This window comes from Spirosoma terrae (assembly GCF_010435915.1).
Taxonomy (GTDB): Bacteria; Bacteroidota; Bacteroidia; order Cytophagales; family Spirosomataceae; genus Spirosoma; species Spirosoma terrae.
The window spans coordinates 1-22,618 of record NZ_JAAFZH010000027.1; the positions used below are offsets into that span (position 1 = coordinate 1).

Here is a 22,618-nt window from a genome sequence, read left to right on the forward strand (position 1 = left end):
AAGGAGCTAGTCAGTTTTTGCAACGCGATTGAGTCAAGAGGAAATTTCCGACCGATAAGGGCATTGATTCCATCACCCAGCGTTGCCGCACCCCTGGCAACGTAGTACGGCACAGTGGGAATGCTACGTCGCCCTACTGCCTGAGCGATGGCATTTTCCAGTTCAGCAATGGTTGGATGATAGCCATCGGTGAGGTTATATGTACCGCCAACGGATGCAGCTCGCTCAAGCACAGCGGCAACATCGTCGGCCCGAACCATACTACGTCGGGCCAGTCCGTCGCCGATTCGAACGTAGTAACCCCGCCGAATGGCGTTGATCATCGTCGCCAGATTACCTTTCGGTTGATCGCCAACTATCAGCGGGAGCCGTAGAATCGTTGACCGAACTCCAACCCGCTCGGCCCATTGCTGCACTACAGCTTCGGCCCGCGCTTTGCTACGTCCATAGGCGTCTGTCGCTCCGAGTGGCGTCTGCTCATCCAGCAATAGGCCCTCCGACCGGCCGTATACCAGAACCGTACTGATATAAATAATTGATTTCGGCAAGGCAGGGAGCCGTTCCAAAGCAGTTACTAAGCGTTCAGTACCTTTCGTGTTTAGCGTCTCATACCCTACCAGCTCCCGCCTGTGACGAGGAACAGCATGCGCTTTTCCGGCCGCATGAACCACGAAATCGAAACAATGGCCGGTTAGATCAGGCGTTGTTTCCGCTAAATCGCAGACAATAGGTTGACTGCCCATAGCCCGTCGGGATAACGTAACGACGTCGTGCGATAAAGCTAGTTCTTCGTATAATCGACTGCCTAAAAAGCCAGTAGCACCGGTCAGCAAGACAGTCATATCGCAATGGGTTTGATGTAATCAGTTGAAGCAAGTTTAGTCTGTATAATCTGCCTGGCCATCGCTTGCATAATCGCCTTACGTTGAAATTGGGCAATAAAATCAGGCCGAAAACCACTGCTGTATGGCGTCGTATGTAATTGGGTAACCAGACTATCCGCATCGCCGGGATCAAACACAATACAATTGCTGATATGTTGCCGGATAAACTGAGCCGCATACCCGGCAACACCCGCCAGAATGGGTTTGTCGGTAGCCCCATAGTCGAATAGTTTGGACGGTAATACGCGCTTAAATGCATCCAGATCATTAAGATGAACAAACAGATAATCAGCCGCTTTGTAGTGATCTACCAATTCGTTACGTCCAACCGGATCAAGCAACGCTACGTTCGTGATACGCTCTTCCCTCAGGACTTTTTCTAACAGCAATTTGGCACCACCATCGCCAATCACAACGAACTGGAAAGTCGGTCCCAGTCGCCGGGCAGCCTCAGGAATAATCGTATGCAGTCCCTGACCCTGACCAATGTTACCGGCATAAAGAATACGTTTGATTGTCGTATTTGCTGGTTTCTCAGCCGACACTGTTGACCAGGACAATGCCAGAAATTCATCATCAATCCCGTTTGTGAAGTAGCTATACGTAGCGTGCCGGAACGATTCGAAATAGGGCTTGAACCCTTCCGAAACCAGATTAATATGACTGGCGTAACTGAATGCATACTGCTCAACAGCGGCCAGTACCGGTTCCAGTCCGAATCGTAAAAGTGGGGTCAGTTTCCGGCCTCGTTTAACCATTTCCAGAATCGTTTCCCGACACAGATCACGGATATCGAGAAATAACGTAGCGTTTTGCCGCCGAGCTACTTGCGCTCCCAGAAAAGCCGTAAACAATCGGGATGACGACGCGACAACCAGATCATACGATCGTTTTCTGGTCAGTTGCCGGGCTGTTTGGTAATACGACCAGAACGAACGAATCTGATCCATCAGGCCACTGGCATGACTGGGAACAGCGATCCGTTCAATCAACACGCGAGCACCCGACTCGTAAGTCCGTTCTTCCCGGACCGGAGCCGTTACCTGAAACGATTTATACCGATTCGGTTGCGTCGTAACAACGTGAATGAAATCATCACGGTTGAGTTGATGGGCCAGCGCCTTGACAAGAGCCGTATTCCGAAACGACCCCGCACATAAATCGGGATCGAAATAAAAGGTCAGGTACAGAATTTTCATTCATTGACTGTTACAGTGGTTACCAGATACTCCTGAAATGTAATCTCCAGACATTGCCCCGAAATCAGTTGATTGAATCCGTTAGCCATGTCATAAGGTTTCAACGTAATGGCGGGCAAGGTAGCGGATGTGAAAGTCAGATCGACCAGATCGGCCCTCAGGTGGTTCTCAGCGACCAGCACCGATATAGCAGGATGCAGGTAAAGCCGCGCGACTCCTTTCCTACGCACCTGCCTTGAATGACCCAGGAGACGATCCGATATGGTAATTTTATTGGCATCTATATGCCACTGTCGCTCATGCGTGATTCCCCATTTCCGATAGCCGTCGTGCCGGGCACGTACGACGTGATCGGTATTTTCCAGCATGGTGACGCGGGCCCGCCGTCCAACCCGAAACCCCGCCCAGACCTCCGACGAGTTTGTCTTGTTGATCTCAACGGTATTATGAGCCGCTGTGCTACGTTCCCAATGCCGTCGTTCGCCCGTCTGATACGTTGACGTACCACTATCGACAATTACGGGCTGTCCATCTACATACAACAGAAAGGAAAAAGTGTCAGCGTGCGCATGCCCCGGCTGATGGTCAGGACCAATCGAACCCGTATCGATAAAAAGTTCATAACGTGCTTGCCGAACCAGTCGATAACCGCTACGTTCCCCATCGGAACGAGTTGCTTCACGAATCAACAAACCTGAAGCCAACGTAGCCTTTTTCAGTAGCTGGGCAGTTGTTGGCGCAACACCGGGAGCAGCATCGTTCACCATCGGACTATCGCCCGTCGAAAATGTAATCGACTCTAGCCAGCTCAGCATCTGTCTTGCTTTTTGGGTCAGAAATCCGATAAGCTGGTGACTACCATGCCATGAATCGGCTTGTAGGGCAATCAGTACGTCCAGCAGACGATCGAGCAGAATCTGATGGTACATCGGGCTTCGTTCGTAGTGGGCCCCATCGGCCAGCAGTTGCGCCGTTAACTCCTTACAGATCAATCCGGCCGCCTTGTCAAACCAACGTTTGTCCCGAACATATAAAGCTACCATCATCAGCGCAAAACCATTTTCTAACAGGTGATTACCAGCCAGATGGTATTCCAGACGTCGGTTGACTAACGCAGCCTGCGCCCACAGATAGCGGTTGATGTTCGCATCCTGAATCGCATGACGGCTCAAAAATTTTACCCAGTTAACCAGTCGTAACGAGGTTGGATACGGTTCCAGGCCATCCCGCACCGTATCGATTTGACGGATAAACAGCCGGATCAATCGTTCTCCTTCTTCGGCGGTCATATCAGGCTGATTCAAACAATCGAAGTAGGTCAGCTGATAAGTCCACAGTTTGCCATTCCCGGCATAGTTCCAGTCAATAATGCCCAGAAACGTAATCGACTGATTCAGAAACGTAAACGTATTACGTTGATACGTCAAGGATTTGTCGGGTTCTGCCACCCGTAATGGATGCCCCACCGGCTCGTGTGTTGGTAAGTGAAGCCGGTTAGCAGACCGGAACCGGTTAACGATCTGGTAAACGATCTGCCGGAGCCGCAAATGCCGGATGGTACGCCAGTAAAGTCCAGGTCGGATCATCATGCGACAGGCTCAATATCGATCCAGGTTCGTTCGCGAAGGCTACGAAGAGCCGCCAGCGTGGTTCGCGTCGTGTTCACAATATCCGCAAACGAAATCAGCGGGTCGACCTCCTGCGCGTCTGATCCATTACGTATTAGCCTGATCAGCCGTTTCATCTGCTCTGTATGGCCTTTATCCTGACGACCCGAAAACGTTGAAAAGCCACGAAAACCATAGCCTGTTAGCTTTCTAAAATTGTCCAGAATCAGCGTTCGCTCCTGCGAATAAACCTCGATACGTTCTTTCGCATATGCCTTACTGCCATTCGAGAAATAATGGATAGCCCCCGTTGATCCATTTTCGTAACGGAGCAACAGAGAGGCCGAATCGCTCGTTTCGGAGGGCTGTAAACCCATCGCGTGCATACAAACGCTGGCAACCCGACAGCCCGTCAGGAACGTAGTGAGGTCAACAAAATGACAGACTTCGCCAAGAATCCGACCCCCACCCACCACCCGGTCATGCACCCACGAACTGGCCGGGATAGCTCCCGCATTAATAGTTATGACTACGTTCATCGCTACGTCGGACGATGTAAAGCCACCCAATAGCGCTTTCATTTTAAGCGCATACGGTGAAAATCGGCGGTTAAAGCCCACCATAACGAGTCGCCCAGACTCCTGTTTCGCTTCTATGATCTGCTTCACATCTTCGTCGTAGATTGCCAGCGGTTTCTCCACAAAAACATGCTTGCCCGCCTGTAATGCTTCGATTGTCATACGAGCGTGTAGATTATGCCGAGTCGTAATAAGGCACAGATCAATTGACGGATCATTAATAATATGCCGATAATCTGTTGTGCTTTCTCCGATGCCAAATTTCCTGGCCAGTAGCGTAGCACTCAATCCATTGGCACTCGCAATCGATTTAAGCGTAGCACCGGAAGCCTGTAAGGCAGGCAGTAGTACCGACGAGGTGAAGTTTCCGGCTCCTATAACACCAATAGTAGCCGGTCCAGCGGGATACGTAGCGACCCGTAACAGAACAGCCGACGAAAAAACCGCCGACTCATCGTACTGAAATAAGGACGTAATACCCGGCAGATTTCGCTGGCCAATCGTATCATAAACCGTTTGGTACGCCTGATAAGGGACAATCGCCCGTATAAGTGGCTTTACATCCAGCTGACCATTGGCCAGAAATCGTAGAATGGCCTGAAAATTTCGGTTCTCGGTCCATCGAACAAAAGCAAGCGGGTAGTCATGGCCCTGCTCTTCATACACATCGTCGTACCGGCCAGGCCCATAGGAGCAGGATACCTGAAACGAAAGCTCTTTTTCGTAAAAATCAGCCCGATTAAGATGCAGATTCGCGACGCCTACCAACACAATACGTCCTCGTTTACGGCTCATCTGGGCCGCCTGCGATACTACGTCATCACATTGCCCGGACATCGCCATAATAACGCCATCAGTTCCAACACCATTGGTCATTGCTATCACCGCCTTTACGGGATCAGTATGCGTAGCCAATGTAGCAAATCCACGCTGCTGCGCCAGGTTGTTTTTTGCTTCATCCACATCGAAACCAATTACGTGGCAGCCGTTTAGTCGCAGTAACTCAGCCGTTAGAAAGCCAATGAGCCCTAAACCAATCACAACAACCGTTTCGCCGAGCGATGGACTCAACGAACGGACGGCCTGCAAAGCAATTGCCCCAACAACCGTAAAGGTGGCGTCATCATCGGTGACAGTAGCGGGTACTGGCGCAACCAGATTTCGTGGTACACAGACGACCTCGGCATGCGCACCGTTGGACGCTACCCGATCGCCGATTTGCAGATCTGTTACGTCTTCACCGACTGCCAGCACGGTTCCTACATTACAGTATCCCAGCGGTATCGGCTGATCCAGCTTTCGAAAAACAGCCTCCAACGTTGGCAGTAGGCCATCGCTCCGAATTTTATCGAACACCTGTTTTACCTTATCCGGTTGCTGGCGAGCCTTGGCAATCAGGCTTGCTTTGCCAAACTCCACAAGCATCCGTTCTGTACCCGGCGACACCAGCGACCGGCGCGTTTGAATCAGCACATGCCCCTTTCGTAGCTGTGGTATGGGAACGTCTTCCAGCACCGTCTTACCAGTCTTAAAATGATGGACAAGTTGTTTCATAGCAGAATGATCAGGCGGTGCGTTATAGTAGACATTGGGGTTATCAGTACGGATTTATACATGCTGGGCAAGAATAGCAGCAATCCGATTGGCCGCTTTTCCATCCCACAGCGGAGGGATGCTACCTGGTCGGATTCGTCCGGCCAGGATTTCCACAACTTTGGCCTGAACAGCCTCAGGGGTCAAGTCTGCTATGAGTTGATTCGTGCCCAACTCAACCGTTACCGGCCGTTCGGTGGTAGGCCGGAGTGTCAGGCAGGGAATTCGTAAAAAGGTAGTCTCTTCCTGGAGGCCACCCGAATCGGTAATGACCAAAGCAGCCTGCTCAACCAGACTCAAAAACTCGAGATAGCCCTGCGGATCAAGCAACCGGACATTAGTCCTATTTTCCAGCTTGTCCATCAGCCCGAACTGTTTCAGATTCTTTCGGGTACGCGGATGTACGGGAAACACCACTGTTCTCAGCGAAGCAACACTGGCCACAATCTGACTGATAGCCTTAAGCCCTGCCTCAGTATCTACATTGGCAGGTCGATGCATGGTCATGACGACGTAGGGGCCTGCGCTAAGTTGCAGACGAGCCGGGTAATTCAGCGTACGCGCCTTCTGTCGATAGCGAATCAGCGAGTCAATCAGTACGTTACCCACCCAGTGAACCTTATCCCGGTCAACGCCCTCATGGTCAAGATTATCGAGTCCGGCCTGCTCCGTCACAAACAATCGATCTGCTAAGGCATCTGTCAGAATACGATTTATTTCCTCGGGCATCCGCCGGTCACCGGATCGTAAACCGGCTTCAACGTGCGCCACACGTACACCCATCCGAACAGCGACCAGCGCACAGGCCAACGTACTGGTAACGTCGCCAACGACCACGACCCAATCAGGGCTTTCGGCCTGCACAACCTGTTCAAACCGGAGCATAATGTCGGCGGTCTGCTGTGTTTGCGTACCGCTTCGTACACCCAGGAAGTAATCAGGTTTGGGTAATTCGAGCTGATCAAAAAACACATCGCTCATACGGGCGTCGTGGTGCTGTCCTGTGTGTACGATTGTCGATTCTACCCCAGCAAACGTCAGAAATGCCCGGTGTAATGGAGCCACCTTCATAAAATTGGGCCGCGCTCCAACAACGCTAAGTATCTTCATGAACGGCAAATGGATCAATCATGGCCTGGTGTATCTCCGCTTCCAGTGCAATCAACTCTTCTTGTATACTAAATCGGGCTGATGTTCGCCTGTCAAGTACCATATCCCGTATAAACAGCGTCAGGAGGGTCGACATTTCAACTTCCTGCCAGTCTCGGTTTTCGCTACAAAAAGGTTGCAGAATAGCGCGTTCGTGACCAACATCTTTCGGGAAAAAGCGCCATTCATTCTTACGAGCCCCCTGCCAGATTGTGAGCTGCCGAAAATCATCGATACGCGCAATAATGGTATGGTACTGAACGGAAATGGCTTCGCTAATTCCTTCGAACGGCTCCGAACGCGACGTTAGCATCATGGTTACCAGATCATGACGGTCTGTCGTAAACGTAACGACCAGATTATCATCTGGCTCGGCAGAGTTGGCGTAGGCAATCTGGATATCAATCCAGTCTGGCAGATCGCGCATACAGAACAGATGCACAGTCAGATCGATCCAGTGCCCAAGATTCCCGAAAATACGCGAACCTTCCTCGGGGTTTCGGTACCAGTGATCGGCGGGAATCTGGTGACCATTAATAACGTAGCTGATACTGAAGCTACTGGCTACGTTAATGGCTTTAATATGTTGACCGAGCAACTGAATTGCTTTTGAATACGGTCGGTTATACCCGGCAAACAACTGCCCGGACGATTGCCAGACAGCCGCGCTCAGTTGCCCCAACTGCTGTCGCGTAACCGCTATTGGTTTTTCGCTGTAAACAACTTTATTACGACGTAGCGCTTCGATGGCGTAGGGCGTATGCGACGCATGATTAGAGGTGATGTACAGAACCCGCAAGGCCGGATCATCCAGCAACTCCGTCGGGCTACACGCTACGTTCCGAAATCCGTAATAACGCCCTAGCGATTCAGCCTGTTGGTTATCGATATCGAATGCACTCAGAAACGCATTGCCTTTATGCTTTCGTAGAAAAAAGCAAACACTACTAAACGCAAACTGCCCACACCCAATGATAGAAATAAATGGAGTCCTTCGAATAGCGAATGGAGTCCGTAACCATCGTGGCCGCGTTCGGGCTACGGCTTTGTTAATCGCTCTCGCCCAGCCATACGTAGCTGCAAAGCGGAACAATTTCGCGATTTGTTCGGACCGACTTTGTGGCGTATTCATTATAAAGCCTCCTGATAAAATTGTTCCCATTGGTCCGTATTCTTAAAGATATCGTACCGATCACGCGCCAATTTCAGCGCCCGATTCCGATAGAGCTGGTACGTCTCAGTCGGCATCTGCAGGAAGCGCTCGATGGCTGCTCGCAGACAATCGGGTTGATTCGACACCCAGCTTCCCGCCTGCTCCATTTCCAGCAGTTGCCAAGGCGTGCCGGTCGACGTAATAACCGGTGTTCCCTGCGCTAATGCCTCGATTACAACATTGCCGAAATTTTCTGAATGCGACGGGAGCACCAGCACATGGGCATCTGCGTACAACTGTTCTTTTTCCGGGCTGCGAACCAGGCCCCGTATCACGACCTTTTGCGATAAATCCAGTTGCTGAATCAACTGAACCAGATGCGCCTTATACCCGCCCGAATCAGGTCCGGCAATCACGAGTGTATAGTCACTACGTCGAAAAACCGTAGAGTCACTTAAAGCCTCTAACAACGAATCGATTGCTTTAATGGGATGCAGGCGACCAACGAACAAAATATACGGGCGAGCATTACGTATAGTCAGGAGCGGCATTTCCATTCGGTTCGCTATTTCGCGTACAATTGCCCTGCTGCCAATATGTTGGCGTATATGAACCGTCTCGTCCGACGACGTAGCATGAAAAACGACCCGATGACTCAGGCGTCTGAACAGGCTCAGCAAAAACCGCTTCAAACGTGGCCGATACGCTAAAGCAGCCGGGCTAAGTTCTCCGTGAGGAGCCCAGATGATCCGCTTTTGCAGCAGTTTGGCGACAACCACCAGCACCCATGAACTCGGATAAAATAAACTATTGATATGGGCCACATCAGCCTGCCAGATGGCCGAAATTCCGTACCAAATGTGTTTTATTGGTAGATAGAAATGCGGATTCCTGGTATAAATAACACGACCACAATCCATTGTCAACCATCGATCCAACGTAACAGAATCAGGCAAATCCTGCGACGCAGCAACTACCGTAACCCGATGACCGGCCCGCGTCATGGCTTTGGCTTGCCAGTAAATTGCATTGCTCGGGCCACCCATCTGGGCCGGATAAAACCAATCGGCCGACATGAAAATGTTCATGTAACGTTTGCTGGAGATCGTAATGCTTTGCTTTTGTAACCCGTATAGGTCAGTAGCACATAGCGCAGCGAATACCACAGTAGCTCGTGACCTTTTCTGATTAGTTCACCACTAGCTCGCATATGCCGGTACCTAACTGCCATATCGCTTTTAAATATACTAAAATTATTTTTTTGTTTATATAAATACAGTACCAATACGTCAGGCAGATTGCCATAAGTGGCCTGGCTCCGAGCACGCAGCCATAAATCCAGATCTTCGGTACGTCGTAATTGCTCGTCGTAGTACCCATACGTAGCGAAAAATTGACGCCGAAATAGAACACTGGGGTGGATAAACAACGGGCGTAGATAACGCTGTCGCACAATCTGCTCATGCGTTGCAGGAAGTACGACTTCGCCAATCGTCTGGCCGTTTTCGTCAATCAGCCGGGTAGCCGTTCCCAGGACATCTATGTGCGGGTTATTGTCCAGGTAGGCCAGTTGCCTGGCGAATCGCTCCGGTAGGCTTACATCATCGGCGTCCATACGGGCTAAAAATGGAGCTACAGCCTGTCGGATGGCCCGGTTAAGGCTATACGACAGACCTTTGTTAACCGAATTCTGAAGAACCCGTATCCGGCTATCGGTTTGCTCGAACTGCCCCAGAATCGAAGAAGTTGCATCCTGACTACCATCGTCCACAATAATAAACTCGAAGTCCTGTTCCGTTTGGGTCAGAATGCTGTCGATGGCTCTGGCAACCGTTTTTTCAACATTATAACAAGCCATGATCACAGACAACTTTGGCGTAGTCATACTCGTACTTTTTATAGCATAAGCCAACCGTCGGCAGACCAGCTGTTAGACGTGCGATGCGGAGGATGTAACACCATTTTCTGAGGATACGTAGCCAGCCAGGCAGCCCACCACCCAAACGTGCTGACCGACAGAATGAAATGACGGCATCGGGTCATGAGCTGAAAATGATCGCCCAAATCATCGCCGATTTCTTCGTTTGATACGTAGTGAATTGGTACGTTATCGAGCAACAGGTTTTGCTGGCACCACGCTATATCGTCGGAGAAGACGAACAGATTAGGCTTTATAGGCCGATGTAGTAATTCACGAACCGCCTGTTCTATGTGCACGAGGGTCAGGGTTGTCTGTTTGGCATCGGAGAGGAAATCCGTTCGCCGAACGTGTACGCATACACTGTCAACAGCTTCCAGTTGCTGCGCCAGCCTGGCCGCTTTTTCGCCAAGTGGCTGGGCAAAACGTAAGGTGGACCGTAACTGATGCTGAATGTCAGCAAAATAGGCTTCTGACTGCCAATAACCCGTTACATAGCAGTCGGCAGGAATCCGTTGCCAGATGGCTGGATCAAACGAATTCCCATCTGTCTCCACAACGTAACGAGGGTTCAGCGCTCGGCTCACGCGTTGAATGGCTCGTTTTGCGTAGCGCAGGACTGATGAGTCGGGATGCAGATCAACGAACGGTACGTAGTGTCGGATTTCTGCGTGGGTAGCGACTTCAATCGGCGTCGCAAACAGATCGAGCTGGTAGTCGCGGGCCGTCTCTCCGGGGTGAGATGAAGCCTCGCTCAACCAATGCGTATCCACTTTTAGGCTCACATTATGATAATGAGCCAGCGCCCGGCCAAACGCATACTGAAACAGCTGATTGCCCAATCCACCGGCTAATCGGACGATAATCATGGTCTATAAAAAATCAAATAAGCTCTCCCCGTTCAGCAACAGAACCGCGACGTTGAGCAATAGCAATGACAGCAGTACGCTGACCAATGGTACGTTATGGTCGTTGATGCGAAACAAAGGCGCGAAAAAGGGCATAAAAATGAGTATGTACATCAGGAAACCTGTCGACCCGCCCAGAATGGATAACGACATAATCCCACCGTAGGCAAACAACCGTCGGGTATCCTGGTCATACGCCCACAATTTCACCGGATTACGAATCATCCGATACAGCATCCACAGACCGATTGTACCCGCCGGAATGAAAAGCAGGAGCAGTAGCCAGTTTCCGCCGTACGCAATGGTGTTAACGACTACGCCATATTTGTAATACGGAAAAGGAGAAACAATAGCCATCACGTATTTATAAAGCGGCATCAAAGGCCCCAGGGAGGCATCTCTGAAAACGCCTATGGTTTCCGAAGCAAATCGGGTATCGTATAACAGCCGGACATAATCGTACAAGTAACTAATGACGCCCAGGATCAAAGCGCCCAGTCCGACAGTCAGCAGTTTATAGGCCGGGTTATAGAGCCGAAAAAAGACGTAGAGCAATACGAACAACAGCAAACCTGCCTTACAGAAAAAGAGTAGACCAAGAGCCACGAGCAATGTAACGAGCCTCCCTACAGTCAATTGGCGTACACACGCTTCGAAGCCAATGAACACCAGAAAGACAGCGAATGACGTAACGTGATGACGGGTTGGATACGACAGCATCGCCAGATAGCCCGGCGACAGCAACAGAAACAGAAAAACCGGCACACGATACGACTCCTGGATTACGTTCCAACGCGTTGTCAACGTCAGCAGTAGACTGACCAACGCTACGTGTACATAAGCCTGCATGAGCTGATACACGACCGAATCAGGATTATCAAAGAAAAAAGGCGGCAATAGGGCCGTTGGTAGAAAACCTACATTAAGGTATTTAGGCCCTGCCAGTGCCATGATAGCCACCAGACTCTGGTAGTTGTGCGTGGCCAGACGGGGCACAATGGTTTCCATGACCGCAAAATAAGCAGGCCCATCCCCTACCTCGAAGAAGGTATACACCGTAAAACTTTCTGCCAACCATAAACACAAAACCGGGTATAGAAGCATAAACCCGGCTATTCGATCCGACAATACAAAGGCACAGTAGCCGCATAAAACAGTACAGGCTACCAACGTGGCTACGATTGGATAATCAGCCAGACCGATGAGCACGAACAGGCTGATTAGCATGCTAATGAACCAGCTCATAACGTCGTAGTTTCGACTTCGTTATGCCAACCAGCCATACGGCATAGACAGCATTGGCGACAAGGCTGCTCCCAATAACGCCACGTAAACCATAGGCCCGAACGGATACCAACAAGAGACAGATTTCCAGGCAAGCCGTTCCGATTTTAGGCAACAATAAACGGCGTGGTTCGAGGTCGATCAGCAACGACATGGACGCTAACTGACCAACCGTAAATAACGCACCAGACAGCATCATCCAGGGTAGCCATTTCGCATAGACGCTATACGCGGGGGAAGTCAGCAGAGTCATAATCTCCGTCGACCATACGGCCGTAATCGACAAAATAACAGCCATCAACAGCCCAAAACCACTCAGCAGATAATACATCTTACCAGACACTTCCTGCGATTTTGTTTCGGCAAACAGCACCGGGCTAACAAGCTGCATTAGCATAGCCCCGCCCAAACTGACCGTCTGAAAGCCAAATTGATTAATGATAGCATAGGCCGCTACGTCAGCCATTGACTGATAGACATCCAGCATGTAGCGTTCCAGAAACGTTTGTCCCCAGGCAAACAGCCCCCATACCATAAACGGCTGCGAATACCTGAGCAGCGATTGACGATAATCGGTCAGCAACTCCGAACTATGAGCGGAGCGATACGTAGCAAACTGCGTTTTATACAGATAGCCGTTTAGCGCGGCCAAACCAACTGACAGGGTTGCAAAACTCGCCAGAACAACCACATAGCTACCATCCCATAGGTAGATAACGAGAGCAGCCACGCCATATCGGGCCTTATCGAGCAGGTCGACAATAACGGCCCACATCCGTTTACGGTCCGCATTCAATAAACCAGCCACCAGGCTGCTATTGAATGCGTCGGCGCAGGCCAGCACCGCCATAAGCCAGATCGTCAACAACTGACGCCCCTGCCCGGCAACAAGAAAAACGAAGGTTATACCAATGCTCAGTTGCCCTATTCGTTTTATACTTCCTCCAAAAATTCGCCATACTGCCTGCTCATACTGGCGAAACTCCCCCTGCCTGATCGATATGGATAAAAATCGGCTGGCCGCCTGACCAAAAGGGCCATAAAAGAGCAGATTAGCAATCGTTAGGCCACTAATCAGCAGCGACAGACGACCATACTCGTCCAGGGTCATCAGGCTGGACAGAGCTTTTATACCGAGAAACTGCGCCAGCAAAATCAAGACTCTTCCCAGAACAGTTGTCGTAGCTTCCGGCAAAAATGCCCAAATAGAATTGCGATACCTCATAAGCGCCAATACTCAATCGCGTCGTCCTGTGTCGTTGAGTATAAGCCCTTTAAATCCATCAGAATAGGCGTCCCATTCATCAGCGATTTGAAATAAGCAATATCCAACGATTGATAGGCGTCATGCGCAACAGCCACGATAACGGCATCGTAGTGTGTGGATGGCGTCTCCATCAGCGTCATCCGATAGGCTTCAGCCACCTCGTTGGGCGATGCGTACGGATCGATCAGGTGTACATTAATGGCATATTTCATGAGTTCCCGCACCAGATCGGCCACTTTCGAATTGCGGATATCCGATACGTTCTCCTTGAATGTAAGCCCCATAACCAGTACTTTCGTCTGACGCGGATTCTTTCCCCGCTGCAGAAGCATCTGTACCAGTTTCGTAGCGATGTAGGTTGGCATACCATCGTTAACCCGACGCCCCGAATGGATCACCTGCGGATCGTAGCCCAGTTGCCGGGCTTTGTAAAGCAGATAGTACGGATCAATGCCAATGCAATGGCCACCAACCAGCCCCGGCGTAAATTTCAGGAAATTCCACTTCGTACCAGCGGCTTCCAGAACCTCGTGCGTATCGATTCCCATTTTATCGAAAATCACCGCCAGTTCGTTCATCAATGAGATATTCAGATCGCGCTGCACATTCTCGATTACCTTGGCGGCTTCGGCCACTTTAATGCTCGGCGCCTGATAAATACCGGCCCGGATAATTGAGCCATACACAGCCGCAATTTCCTCCAAAGCCTCCGCATCACTTCCCGAAACCACTTTCAGAATATCGGCCAGCGTACGGTGTTTGTCGCCGGGATTGATCCGTTCCGGCGAGTAGCCAATTTTAAAATCAGCTCCCAGCTTCAGGCCCGAGTGCTGTTCCAGAATCGGCAGGCAATCGTCTTCAGTACAGCCCGGATAAACCGTTGATTCATAGATCACATAATCGCCGGGCTTCAGGGCACGCCCAATTGCTCCAGACGCCCGTTGTAATGGTTTCAGATCAGGCACCTTGTAATCGTCGACCGGGGTTGGCACCGTCACAACAAAAAAATGGGCCTGTTTCAGGTCGGCGGGGTCGGCCGTAAACACGATGTCGGCCCCGGCAAATGCTTCAGCGCTCACCTCGCGGGAAGGGTCTTCCCCGCGTTGCATCATCGACACCCGGTCGGTATTGATGTCAAAACCGATTACCCGAAATTTCCTGGCAAATTCGAGCGCAATGGGCAAGCCAACGTACCCCAGCCCAACCACCGCAATTCGCTTCTCTTTCTGTATAAGTTCGTTAAACAAGGGCGTATCCGTTAAAGCGATTAGTTTTACTACTTATTCCTGCACCAGGGCCTGCACTCGTTGCCACAGTCCCAGCCGCTGTGCCAGTAAATACAACATACCCGTTGCCAGTCCTGCCAGCGCATACACCAGCACCATCAGCGTTCGTTTGGGCGAGGTACGTAGCACTGGAATTTTAGGCGGTTCGAGTACTTTAAAAACCGGAGTTCGTTCCTGCACCTTCAGCCGGGCCTGCTCATGCTGCCGTGCCAGTTCAGTATATACGGTCTGCGCAATGGCCAACTCGGCTTCCATGCGCTGTTTCTCCATCGTAGCCGCCTGTACCACAAAGTTTTTATGCTGATCGTTATAATGAAACACACTATACTGCGCTTTTTCATAACGCTGCCGACTCTCTTTTAAGCGCTGGCCGTAAAAATCCAGATCCTTGCGGGCTTTTTCGGTACGGTAGCTCGTTACGTATTGCGTTAAATAATTCATGGCCAGCTGCGCTACGGTAGCCGCTACGTTCGCATCCGGCATTTTGGCCGTAATCGTAATAACGCCAGACCGAGTATCCAGCTTGGCCGACACGCGCTTTCCAACCTCTTTTATCAGGTCTTCCTGCTGTTTTGTTAAACGAACAGGACCATCGGACTGTATGCTGATTTTTCCTGCCGACTCGTTAGCATCGGTCCAGAACCGACTCATCCAATTATCGGTATCCAGTAAGAGTTTACGGATCGTTGTCCTCTCGCGTCTTTCGGACGTAACGGTCTGATTAAGCAAATAAAGAATAAATGGGGTGCTCTGTAGTACGTTTGGATAGAGATCGGGCCGAACGGCATCAGCCCCTTCTGTTTCCGACAGATCCAGTCCGGAAAAACCAGCCACGGAAGCCAGACGCTTAACCATGTCGCCAGTACCACTGCTCATTTCGGGCATAATTTTAGCGTCCGACACATACTCCGGTGTTGTCAGTAAGGCAATGATAACGCCCAACAACGCGAAAACCACCATGAAACAAAGTAACAGCCTGCGGCCCTGCCAGGCCACCCGCGTCAGCAGGGCTGGCGTAAGCGCTGCCCAGAGCCCTGATGTGTAGCGTGTCTCTTTTGCCGTTGTTATCTCCATACCAATCAATTCGTGAACGTACGTAACACAGCCAGTACAACGGCGGCCCCCGATGCAATCACACTGAACAAAGCCGCTCGCTCGGTAGCCGATAGTTTAGGTTGTTCCCGCGAGGGCGTAGCTGGCACAATAATGTCCATATCGCGTTCTGGCCTGGGATACCTAACAAACCCCAGCCACGATTTTGCCGGACGGATTTTCCCATTGGCCGCGATCGCATACGTTTTTCGACGTAATGCCTTGTTGGTAAACCCGCCCGCTTCGTCGAGATACGCCCGAAATGACTTGGTCGGATTATACTCAACAGTAGCCGGGTTCAGCACCTCGCCACGAATACGGACCAAATCGACACGCCGTGGAATCGTTAACGTATCGCCATCCTGGAGCAGCAGATTCCCCAAATCGGCCGGGTTCAGCAACACTTTTTGCATATCGACAGAGATAGCTTCCGTTTTCCGTTTAAACCGTGCCGCTGGTAAATAGGCATCGGCCTTCAATCCGCCCGAACGAGTAATCAGATCCGTAATGCGATCCGTTGCCGTCCGAATGGCATACGAACCCGGATAATTCACTTCGCCCCGAATAATGACGCCTTTCTGGGGTTCATAACGGGGAGATGATCGGACAAATACCTGATCAAACGGCTCCAGCAGCAACGTAGCGTCGGCGGGTTCCAGGCGTAGATGGCGATCAACCGAAAAGGACAAAATACGGGTTGTTTGCCCATCAGGCAGGTCCGTCGTGTTTCCGGTAATCCGGCGGGCAATCTCGATCCGCGACGAAATAGCTCCCTCCGTAAAACCTCCCGCCAACACAATCAGACTGGCAACCGTCATACTGTCGGCGAATGGAAATGTCCCGACTTTGTTAACGGCCCCCTGAATAGAAACGGTACGTTGTTCCCGAAGCTCGCTAATAGCGCTGATAGTAACGATATCGTCCCGCTGTAGCGCTATATCCGGTATTTCGTTTCGGATCAATTTGTTCAGATCGACGTCAATCATTTCCGGGTTCAGATCACTACGTAACCGCCGAATGGTCGCTCTATTCAGAAATGCATCTTCCCGAAGTCCCTCCGCCCGTTTCAGAAGTTGTTTTAGGGTGGCACAACTTTCCAGGGCAAAGTCGCCTGGTCGAAATACAGCACCGTTGATTGTGACTTTATTATCGAATCGATCAAGAATCGTCCCTATCTCATACGTATCGCCCGATTGCGGTATAAAACCAGCCAGCTCACTGGCGTTGATGGTCACATACCTCCGGGCCGTGGCCGTATTACGACGCAGAGCGACGGTGGCCGTATAAGCGCGGTCGGTATAACCTCCGGCAAAATTCAGGATAGTCTGCAACGTTTCACCGGCTTTCGTTTCGTAGATACCCGGCTGTTTTACTTCGCCATTCAGTTCAATACGTGTGTGATAGTGGTCAACAAAAACGATATCCTGATCATGCAATCGAATATTATCTTTCTGATCGGCCCGCAGCAGAAAATCGTAAATGTCGAGGGTGCGAACCAATCGGTTGTTACGATAAACCCGAATATCCCGGAATGATCCTCGTTCGGGCGAGGGCCCACCGGCCACATACAACGCATTAAAGACCGACGCCAACGAGGACAGCGTATACGTACCAGGTCGCACAACCTGACCGATCAGGGTTACTTTCATACTACGAATACTACCCAGCGTAATTTGCGCCTGAATACCACTCCCCGCCGAATTTAATCCCTGATACAGCGTGCGCAGCCGACCCACAATCCGCTGCTGCGCCTGCTCAATGGTCAACCCATTCACGTAGATTGGCCCCAGATTTTCTATATGGATACTCCCCTCCGGACTCACCTTAGGCCGATACGTCTGCTGAGCATGGCCATAGACCTCAATAACCAGTTCATCTTCGGGACCAAGCAGGTAATTACGGGGCGTAGGAATCCGTAAGTTGGGTTCAAAAGTCAGGTTACTGGTACTGAACAACGATGCTCCGAAAACGGCAGACGTAACGGTTTGATCCAGTGGAGTGCTCAACGTAGCCGGTTGCTGACGCACTACGTCGGTCTCTGCTGCCTGTTGCTTTCTATCCGAAGCGCCAGCAGACAACTCTGTTCTTGCGTCACCTATCAACTGGTTGATTCGCTGACGCAATCGGGCAATGTCGGCCTCGGTATATCCTTTCGATTTCGCCAGTTGTTCAATTTGCGTTTCGGTCAATCCACTGGCTTTTGCCTGCTGTACAAACTGCTTTACCTGTTCATCAGAAATAGTGTCTACCGATTGCGCCAATGCCCCATACCAACCTAGTACGCAAATCAACGCGAAACAGTAGCAATGTCCAGCATTTCTGGCGAAGAATGTCATCTAATCGGCCGCTCTTATCTTATTTCTGACATACAAGAGCCAAACAAATATATAAACACAATCAAAAATATAGTTTACTTATTTACATAAACTCAACTTTTCTTTCAACGATCAATGGATAGCCAAATGAAAAGGTCAGTTAAAAAACAGAAAAGATGCTGTGAAGCAGGGCAATAATCCCCAACATCACAACATCTTTAATACCATCTTGCCAGCGTGTTACGTCCGACGTATACGTATTGATTACAGCCGTTTCATCAACCGAACGACCATTTCATTTTTCCAGCTGACAAAATCACCAGCCGCAATGTGCGCCCTCGCCTGACGTACTAACCATAAATAAAACGTGAGATTGTGCAGACTAGCCACCTGCCCGCTTAACAACTCCTCCGCTTTGAACAGGTGACGCAGATAGGCTTTTGAATAGAACGTACTGGCGTAACCGTCCAGACCAGGGTCGAGCGGGCTGAAATCCCGGCTCCACTTCTCGTTTTTAATGTTGATTACGCCTTCGGTTGTGAATAAAATACCATGCCGGGCATTACGGGTAGGCATCACACAATCGAACATATCTACGCCTAACGCAATGGCTTCCAGAATATTAGCCGGCGTACCAACACCCATCAGATACCGTGGCTTATCGGCAGGTAGAATTCCATTCACCAGCTCAATCATCGCATACATTTCTTCGGCGGGTTCCCCCACGGCAAGCCCACCGATGGCGTTTCCTTCCCGCCCTTTCGACGCAATGACCTCGGCCGACTGCTTCCGCAGATCGGGGTACGTACTCCCCTGCACAATCGGGAATAAGGTTTGTTTATAGCCATAGTGCCCTTCCGTAGCATCGAACCGACTGATACAACGATCGAGCCAGCGGTGGGTCATTTCCATCGATTGCCGGGCGTAACCGTACTCGCAGGGATAGGGCGTACACTCGTCGAAGGCCATAATAATATCAGCCCCGATGGTTCGCTGAATATCCATTACTCCTTCGGGCGTAAAGCGATGATTCGACCCGTCGATATGTGATTTAAACGTGACGCCCTCTTCTTTGATCTTTCGCGTGTTGGATAGCGAATACACCTGATACCCGCCCGAATCGGTCAGGATCGGACGGCGCCATCCATTAAACGCATGTAGTCCACCGGCCTGACTTAACACGTCGAGGCCCGGCCGAAGGTACAGATGGTACGTATTCCCTAAAATAATTTCCGCATCGATGTCGGTTTCCAGCTCCCGCTGGTGAACGGCTTTCACGGTTCCGGCCGTTCCCACCGGCATAAAAATGGGTGTCTGAATAGGCCCATGATCGGTGGTCAATACACCCGTACGGGCTTTTGACTGAGCATCCTGAGCAGTAATTGAAAAATTCATAGGGCAAAGATACAAAGAGAGCAGAACAAGCGCTTATCCTTGTCCCTTGCTGGCGGCTTCCGTATCTTTGCCGTTCGTTCGCTTCGGCGATCCAACAGAAAATCATTACGTTAACGAGCAAACTTCTCCCTTCTCTGTGATTACCGCCCTGCTGATCATCTGGCTGATTGTAGTCAGTATTCAGCTTATGTATATTCTTTTCGTCTTCTCCCGAACCGCATTTCGTCCATCAGTTGCTTCGCCCAGGACGGCTACCGCCCAGGACGGTGTTACGGTAGTGGTATGCGCCCGGAATGAACTGCCTAACCTGATCGAGCTCCTGCCGTTGCTGAATGATCAGCAGTATCCAGCCTTCGAAGTACTGGTTATGGATGATCGCTCTACAGATGGTACACAGTCATTTCTCGAAAACGATATCACCGCCTTAACGAACGTCCGGCATATTCGGATCGACCGGGAGCATGAGCACGTTACCCCAAAAAAATATGCGTTGACCATTGCCCTGAAAAAAGCGCTTTACCCGACCGTTCTCCTGACGGATGCCGATTGCCGACCAGCCTCGACCGATTGGCTGACCGGTATGGTTGCCCCGCTGGCCTCCTCCCAGAAATCGCTCGTTCTCGGTTTCTCTCCCTATGAGCACCAACCCGGTTTCCTGAACCTGCTCATTCGTTCCGAAACGCTGTTCACGGCCGTGCAGTATTTTTCGCTGGCGCTGGCAGGCCGTCCGTATATGGGCGTAGGACGCAATCTGGCTTATCGAACCCAAATTTTCTTCGACAACAAAGGGTTTTATACGCACAAGAACGTAGTGGGTGGCGACGACGATTTGTTCGTCAATGAGGTAGCGACCAGCACCAATACGGCCGTTTCGCTGGAACCGGCCACCTTTACCTGGTCGAAACCCAAAGAAACCTGGAGCGAGTGGCGGCTTCAGAAACGACGTCATTTGAACGTTGGGTCGTATTATAAACCAGGAAACAAACTACGACTTGGCCTATTGACCGGTTCTCATGTGCTTTCGTGGCTGCTGGGTCTGGTCATAGGGCTTATAATTTTGTGGTACGAACTCAGTCATCATTCATTTACACCGAACGAATGGCTACTTTTGCTGAGTGCTACGTCGGCTTTTGCGTTTCGGCTATTCGCCTTCTGGGGAATTGTTGGACGGATCAGCTACCGACTGTCTCACACGGTTCATTGGGGCATTATGCCATTCATGGATATACTCCTGGCCGTCTATTATGGGGTTGCTGGCTTCCTGACGCTGGTTTCCCGACGTAAAAAACGACTATACTGGCGCTAAACTAACGTAACGCCCAACTGCCAATCATGTCTGTCGATCTTATACTGAAATATTTCCCGGAACTAACTGCGGAACAAAAGGAGCGTTTTGCGGCTCTGGAAGGCTTATATAGCGACTGGAATACTAAAATCAATGTCATCTCCCGGCAAGACATCGATTCGTTGTACGAAAAGCATATCTTACACTCGCTGGGTATTGCCAAAATTGTCCAGTTCAAGCCCGGCACCGAAATCCTGGATGTAGGTACGGGCGGAGGTTTTCCGGGTATTCCCCTGGCCATTCTCTATCCCCTGGCCGACTTTCACCTGGTTGACAGCATTGGCAAAAAAATAAAGGTTGTTCAGGAAATTGCCGATGCCCTGGGACTGAAGAATGTCAAAGCAGAACAGGTCCGTGTTGAGCAATTAAAAACGACCTACGATTTTGTAGTCAGCCGGGCCGTTACCCGTCTAAAGCCTTTTCTGGGCTGGGTACGGTATAAAATCCACAAAGCTGGCAACAACGACCGACCAAATGGGGTTTTATACCTCAAAGGCGGTGACTTAGCGGAAGAGTTGGCCGAAGTACCGGACCGGTACCGGGTCTATGATTTATCCGACTATTTTGACGAGCCTTTTTTCGAAACCAAAAAAGTAATCTACATACCTAAGAAGTAGTTGTGCACGTATAGAGCCTATCGATTCACGACGACTTAACTCTGACAATGGAAAAGTTTCACAGCAGCAGTTTCAAAGACCCTATCAACCGCGATGAGGTTGAGTTCAACGATAAGGGCGTTACGTTCCGCGTTCGTAAGCTTATTGGCGGTACCGACAACTTCGTTTTCTACTCCGATATTTCCGGTGTTGAGATCGACAACGGTCTGTTTTTCGCTACCGTTCGCATTCTGCCCCGTGCCCGGCCTGAAATCGTGATCAAGAATTTCACCAAAAGCGACGCCCGACGGATTAAAGAGCTGATTCTGCAAAACGTACCGAACCATCGCCCGGATACGTTTGGCGGCCCCATACCGGGATCAGGCAACTATCCTACGCGATAGCCGAAAAAATTTCTATCCATTACGTCGCTGATTATCAAACGGATTGGACAGAAAGGGCAAAAAATTCTGCAAAACAGCACTATTTTTTATACAAACTACTTGCGTGGTGTCATTCTCTGCGCTACTTTTGCACCACGATTCCCGAATAGCTCAGTCGGTTAGAGCATCTGACTGTTAATCAGAGGGTCGCTGGTTCGAGCCCAGCTTCGGGAGCCTGAAAATCAAGCACTTACGAGATAAAACTTGTAAGTGCTTTTTTATTTGCATACGAATTTGCATACAAGTGCTTCTATATTCCTCCCCTACACCTTTTGATATGGCAAAGAGAAGAATCACGCCAATATCTGTTGACGATACTCCAGACCTCTTCAGAAATGGTAGGTGAAGCTAGGGCTGATATAAGCCAGAAACTAAACCGATTGAAGTTAATCAAGGGTGAATTACCTTTAATTGACGAATTTGTTGGCATTGAAACTATAGTAGAAAAGTCATTTGTCGATGTACAAACAGAAGCTATATCCCAATTAGCCAGAATCTTTTCAAGATTCCATAAAGTAGCCCAAAGCTTAAGGTATAGACGTAGGAATAGAGAAACTTTAGTTATTAAAGATGAGTATGATGTTCAGGATTTACTAAATAGTTTGC

Annotated in this window: 19 protein-coding genes and 1 tRNA gene; 5 read left to right on the plus strand and 15 right to left on the minus strand. The window is 50.3% G+C overall.

Features of this window, described 5'->3' with window-relative positions:
* The 15 genes from GK108_RS30460 to tgt form a co-directional block, all read right to left on the minus strand.
* The coding region (locus tag GK108_RS30460) for an NAD-dependent epimerase/dehydratase family protein (protein WP_163955382.1) at positions 1 to 842 on the minus strand (842 nt) is incomplete at its 3' end.
* Positions 839 to 2,083 carry a glycosyltransferase family 4 protein gene (locus tag GK108_RS30465; protein WP_163955383.1) on the minus strand — a complete coding sequence of 415 codons (1,245 nt, stop codon included), beginning with the start codon at positions 2,081 to 2,083 and terminating at the stop codon, positions 839 to 841. The genes GK108_RS30460 and GK108_RS30465, both read right to left, overlap by 4 nt.
* Positions 2,080 to 3,672, minus strand: a complete 1,593-nt coding sequence (locus tag GK108_RS30470) for an alginate lyase family protein (protein WP_163955384.1) — start codon at positions 3,670 to 3,672, stop codon at positions 2,080 to 2,082. The genes GK108_RS30465 and GK108_RS30470 overlap by 4 nt, the downstream gene beginning before the upstream one ends.
* Entirely contained in the window at positions 3,669 to 5,822 is a 2,154-nt protein-coding gene (locus GK108_RS30475; RefSeq protein ID WP_163955385.1) for a bi-domain-containing oxidoreductase, read from the minus strand. Before GK108_RS30475 ends, GK108_RS30470 begins: the two co-directional genes overlap by 4 nt.
* A 54-nt stretch (positions 5,823 to 5,876) precedes the next feature.
* Positions 5,877 to 6,971 (minus strand): non-hydrolyzing UDP-N-acetylglucosamine 2-epimerase, encoded by a 1,095-nt coding sequence (gene wecB, locus GK108_RS30480; protein ID WP_163955386.1) that lies wholly within the window; start codon positions 6,969 to 6,971, stop codon positions 5,877 to 5,879.
* Entirely contained in the window at positions 6,958 to 8,172 is a 1,215-nt protein-coding gene (locus GK108_RS30485) for a Gfo/Idh/MocA family protein (protein WP_163955387.1), read from the minus strand. Before GK108_RS30485 ends, wecB begins: the two co-directional genes overlap by 14 nt.
* On the minus strand, positions 8,142 to 9,251 hold the full coding sequence (locus GK108_RS30490) for a glycosyltransferase (protein WP_163955388.1): 1,110 nt from the start codon (positions 9,249 to 9,251) through the stop codon (positions 8,142 to 8,144). Before GK108_RS30490 ends, GK108_RS30485 begins: the two co-directional genes overlap by 31 nt.
* Positions 9,248 to 10,048, minus strand: coding sequence for a glycosyltransferase family 2 protein (locus GK108_RS30495; RefSeq protein ID WP_163955389.1), 801 nt, complete (start codon positions 10,046 to 10,048; stop codon positions 9,248 to 9,250). The genes GK108_RS30490 and GK108_RS30495 overlap by 4 nt, the downstream gene beginning before the upstream one ends.
* An 11-nt stretch (positions 10,049 to 10,059) precedes the next feature.
* Positions 10,060 to 10,950: an alpha-1,2-fucosyltransferase gene (locus GK108_RS30500; RefSeq protein ID WP_163955390.1), complete on the minus strand. Its 891-nt coding sequence runs from the start codon at positions 10,948 to 10,950 to the stop codon at positions 10,060 to 10,062.
* 3 nt (positions 10,951 to 10,953) lie between these two features.
* Positions 10,954 to 12,234, minus strand: coding sequence for a hypothetical protein (locus GK108_RS30505; RefSeq protein WP_163955391.1), 1,281 nt, complete (start codon positions 12,232 to 12,234; stop codon positions 10,954 to 10,956).
* Positions 12,218 to 13,498 (minus strand): lipopolysaccharide biosynthesis protein, encoded by a 1,281-nt coding sequence (locus tag GK108_RS30510; RefSeq protein ID WP_163955392.1) that lies wholly within the window; start codon positions 13,496 to 13,498, stop codon positions 12,218 to 12,220. Before GK108_RS30510 ends, GK108_RS30505 begins: the two co-directional genes overlap by 17 nt.
* Positions 13,495 to 14,787: a nucleotide sugar dehydrogenase gene (locus tag GK108_RS30515; protein ID WP_163955393.1), complete on the minus strand. Its 1,293-nt coding sequence runs from the start codon at positions 14,785 to 14,787 to the stop codon at positions 13,495 to 13,497. The genes GK108_RS30510 and GK108_RS30515 overlap by 4 nt, the downstream gene beginning before the upstream one ends.
* Before the next feature lie 33 nt (positions 14,788 to 14,820).
* Complete coding sequence (locus GK108_RS30520) at positions 14,821 to 15,900, minus strand: Wzz/FepE/Etk N-terminal domain-containing protein (RefSeq protein WP_163955394.1); 1,080 nt, start codon at positions 15,898 to 15,900, stop codon at positions 14,821 to 14,823.
* Positions 15,901 to 15,905: 5 nt separating this feature from the next.
* Entirely contained in the window at positions 15,906 to 18,209 is a 2,304-nt protein-coding gene (locus GK108_RS30525; RefSeq protein WP_246225297.1) for an SLBB domain-containing protein, read from the minus strand.
* A 288-nt stretch (positions 18,210 to 18,497) separates the two neighbouring features.
* Positions 18,498 to 19,628, minus strand: a complete 1,131-nt coding sequence (gene tgt / locus GK108_RS30530; protein WP_163955396.1) for a tRNA guanosine(34) transglycosylase Tgt — start codon at positions 19,626 to 19,628, stop codon at positions 18,498 to 18,500.
* 136 nt (positions 19,629 to 19,764) lie between these two features.
* On the opposite strand from tgt, the gene GK108_RS30535 reads away from it, so the two are divergent.
* The 5 genes from GK108_RS30535 to GK108_RS30555 all read left to right on the plus strand — a co-directional run.
* Positions 19,765 to 20,934 (plus strand): glycosyltransferase, encoded by a 1,170-nt coding sequence (locus GK108_RS30535; protein ID WP_317166603.1) that lies wholly within the window; start codon positions 19,765 to 19,767, stop codon positions 20,932 to 20,934.
* A gap of 26 nt (positions 20,935 to 20,960) precedes the next feature.
* Positions 20,961 to 21,590, plus strand: coding sequence for a 16S rRNA (guanine(527)-N(7))-methyltransferase RsmG (rsmG, locus tag GK108_RS30540; RefSeq protein ID WP_163955397.1), 630 nt, complete (start codon positions 20,961 to 20,963; stop codon positions 21,588 to 21,590).
* A gap of 47 nt (positions 21,591 to 21,637) precedes the next feature.
* A complete protein-coding gene (locus GK108_RS30545; protein ID WP_163955398.1) occupies positions 21,638 to 21,973 on the plus strand; it encodes a hypothetical protein in 336 nt (111 codons plus the stop codon).
* Positions 21,974 to 22,112: 139 nt separating this feature from the next.
* A tRNA-Asn gene (locus tag GK108_RS30550) sits at positions 22,113 to 22,186 on the plus strand.
* Positions 22,187 to 22,347: 161 nt separating this feature from the next.
* Positions 22,348 to 22,618, plus strand: a 271-nt coding sequence (locus GK108_RS30555) for a PD-(D/E)XK nuclease domain-containing protein (RefSeq protein WP_212592931.1), incomplete at its 3' end; no start/stop codon positions are given.

Excerpts from the sequence above, each read along its gene's own strand:
- GK108_RS30465 (WP_163955383.1), bottom strand. The coding sequence starts at position 2,083 with ATGAAAATTCTGTACCTGACCTTTTATTTCGATCCCGATTTATGTGCG.
- GK108_RS30470 (WP_163955384.1), bottom strand. The coding sequence starts at position 3,672 with ATGATGATCCGACCTGGACTTTACTGGCGTACCATCCGGCATTTGCGG.
- GK108_RS30475 (WP_163955385.1), bottom strand. The coding sequence starts at position 5,822 with ATGAAACAACTTGTCCATCATTTTAAGACTGGTAAGACGGTGCTGGAA.
- wecB (WP_163955386.1), bottom strand. The coding sequence starts at position 6,971 with ATGAAGATACTTAGCGTTGTTGGAGCGCGGCCCAATTTTATGAAGGTG.
- GK108_RS30485 (WP_163955387.1), bottom strand. The coding sequence starts at position 8,172 with ATGGGAACAATTTTATCAGGAGGCTTTATAATGAATACGCCACAAAGT.
- GK108_RS30490 (WP_163955388.1), bottom strand. The coding sequence starts at position 9,251 with ATGAACATTTTCATGTCGGCCGATTGGTTTTATCCGGCCCAGATGGGT.
- GK108_RS30495 (WP_163955389.1), bottom strand. The coding sequence starts at position 10,048 with ATGACTACGCCAAAGTTGTCTGTGATCATGGCTTGTTATAATGTTGAA.
- GK108_RS30500 (WP_163955390.1), bottom strand. The coding sequence starts at position 10,950 with ATGATTATCGTCCGATTAGCCGGTGGATTGGGCAATCAGCTGTTTCAG.
- GK108_RS30505 (WP_163955391.1), bottom strand. The coding sequence starts at position 12,234 with ATGAGCTGGTTCATTAGCATGCTAATCAGCCTGTTCGTGCTCATCGGT.
- GK108_RS30510 (WP_163955392.1), bottom strand. The coding sequence starts at position 13,498 with ATGAGGTATCGCAATTCTATTTGGGCATTTTTGCCGGAAGCTACGACA.
- GK108_RS30520 (WP_163955394.1), bottom strand. The coding sequence starts at position 15,900 with ATGGAGATAACAACGGCAAAAGAGACACGCTACACATCAGGGCTCTGG.
- tgt (WP_163955396.1), bottom strand. The coding sequence starts at position 19,628 with ATGAATTTTTCAATTACTGCTCAGGATGCTCAGTCAAAAGCCCGTACG.
- rsmG (WP_163955397.1), top strand. The coding sequence starts at position 20,961 with ATGTCTGTCGATCTTATACTGAAATATTTCCCGGAACTAACTGCGGAA.
- GK108_RS30545 (WP_163955398.1), top strand. The coding sequence starts at position 21,638 with ATGGAAAAGTTTCACAGCAGCAGTTTCAAAGACCCTATCAACCGCGAT.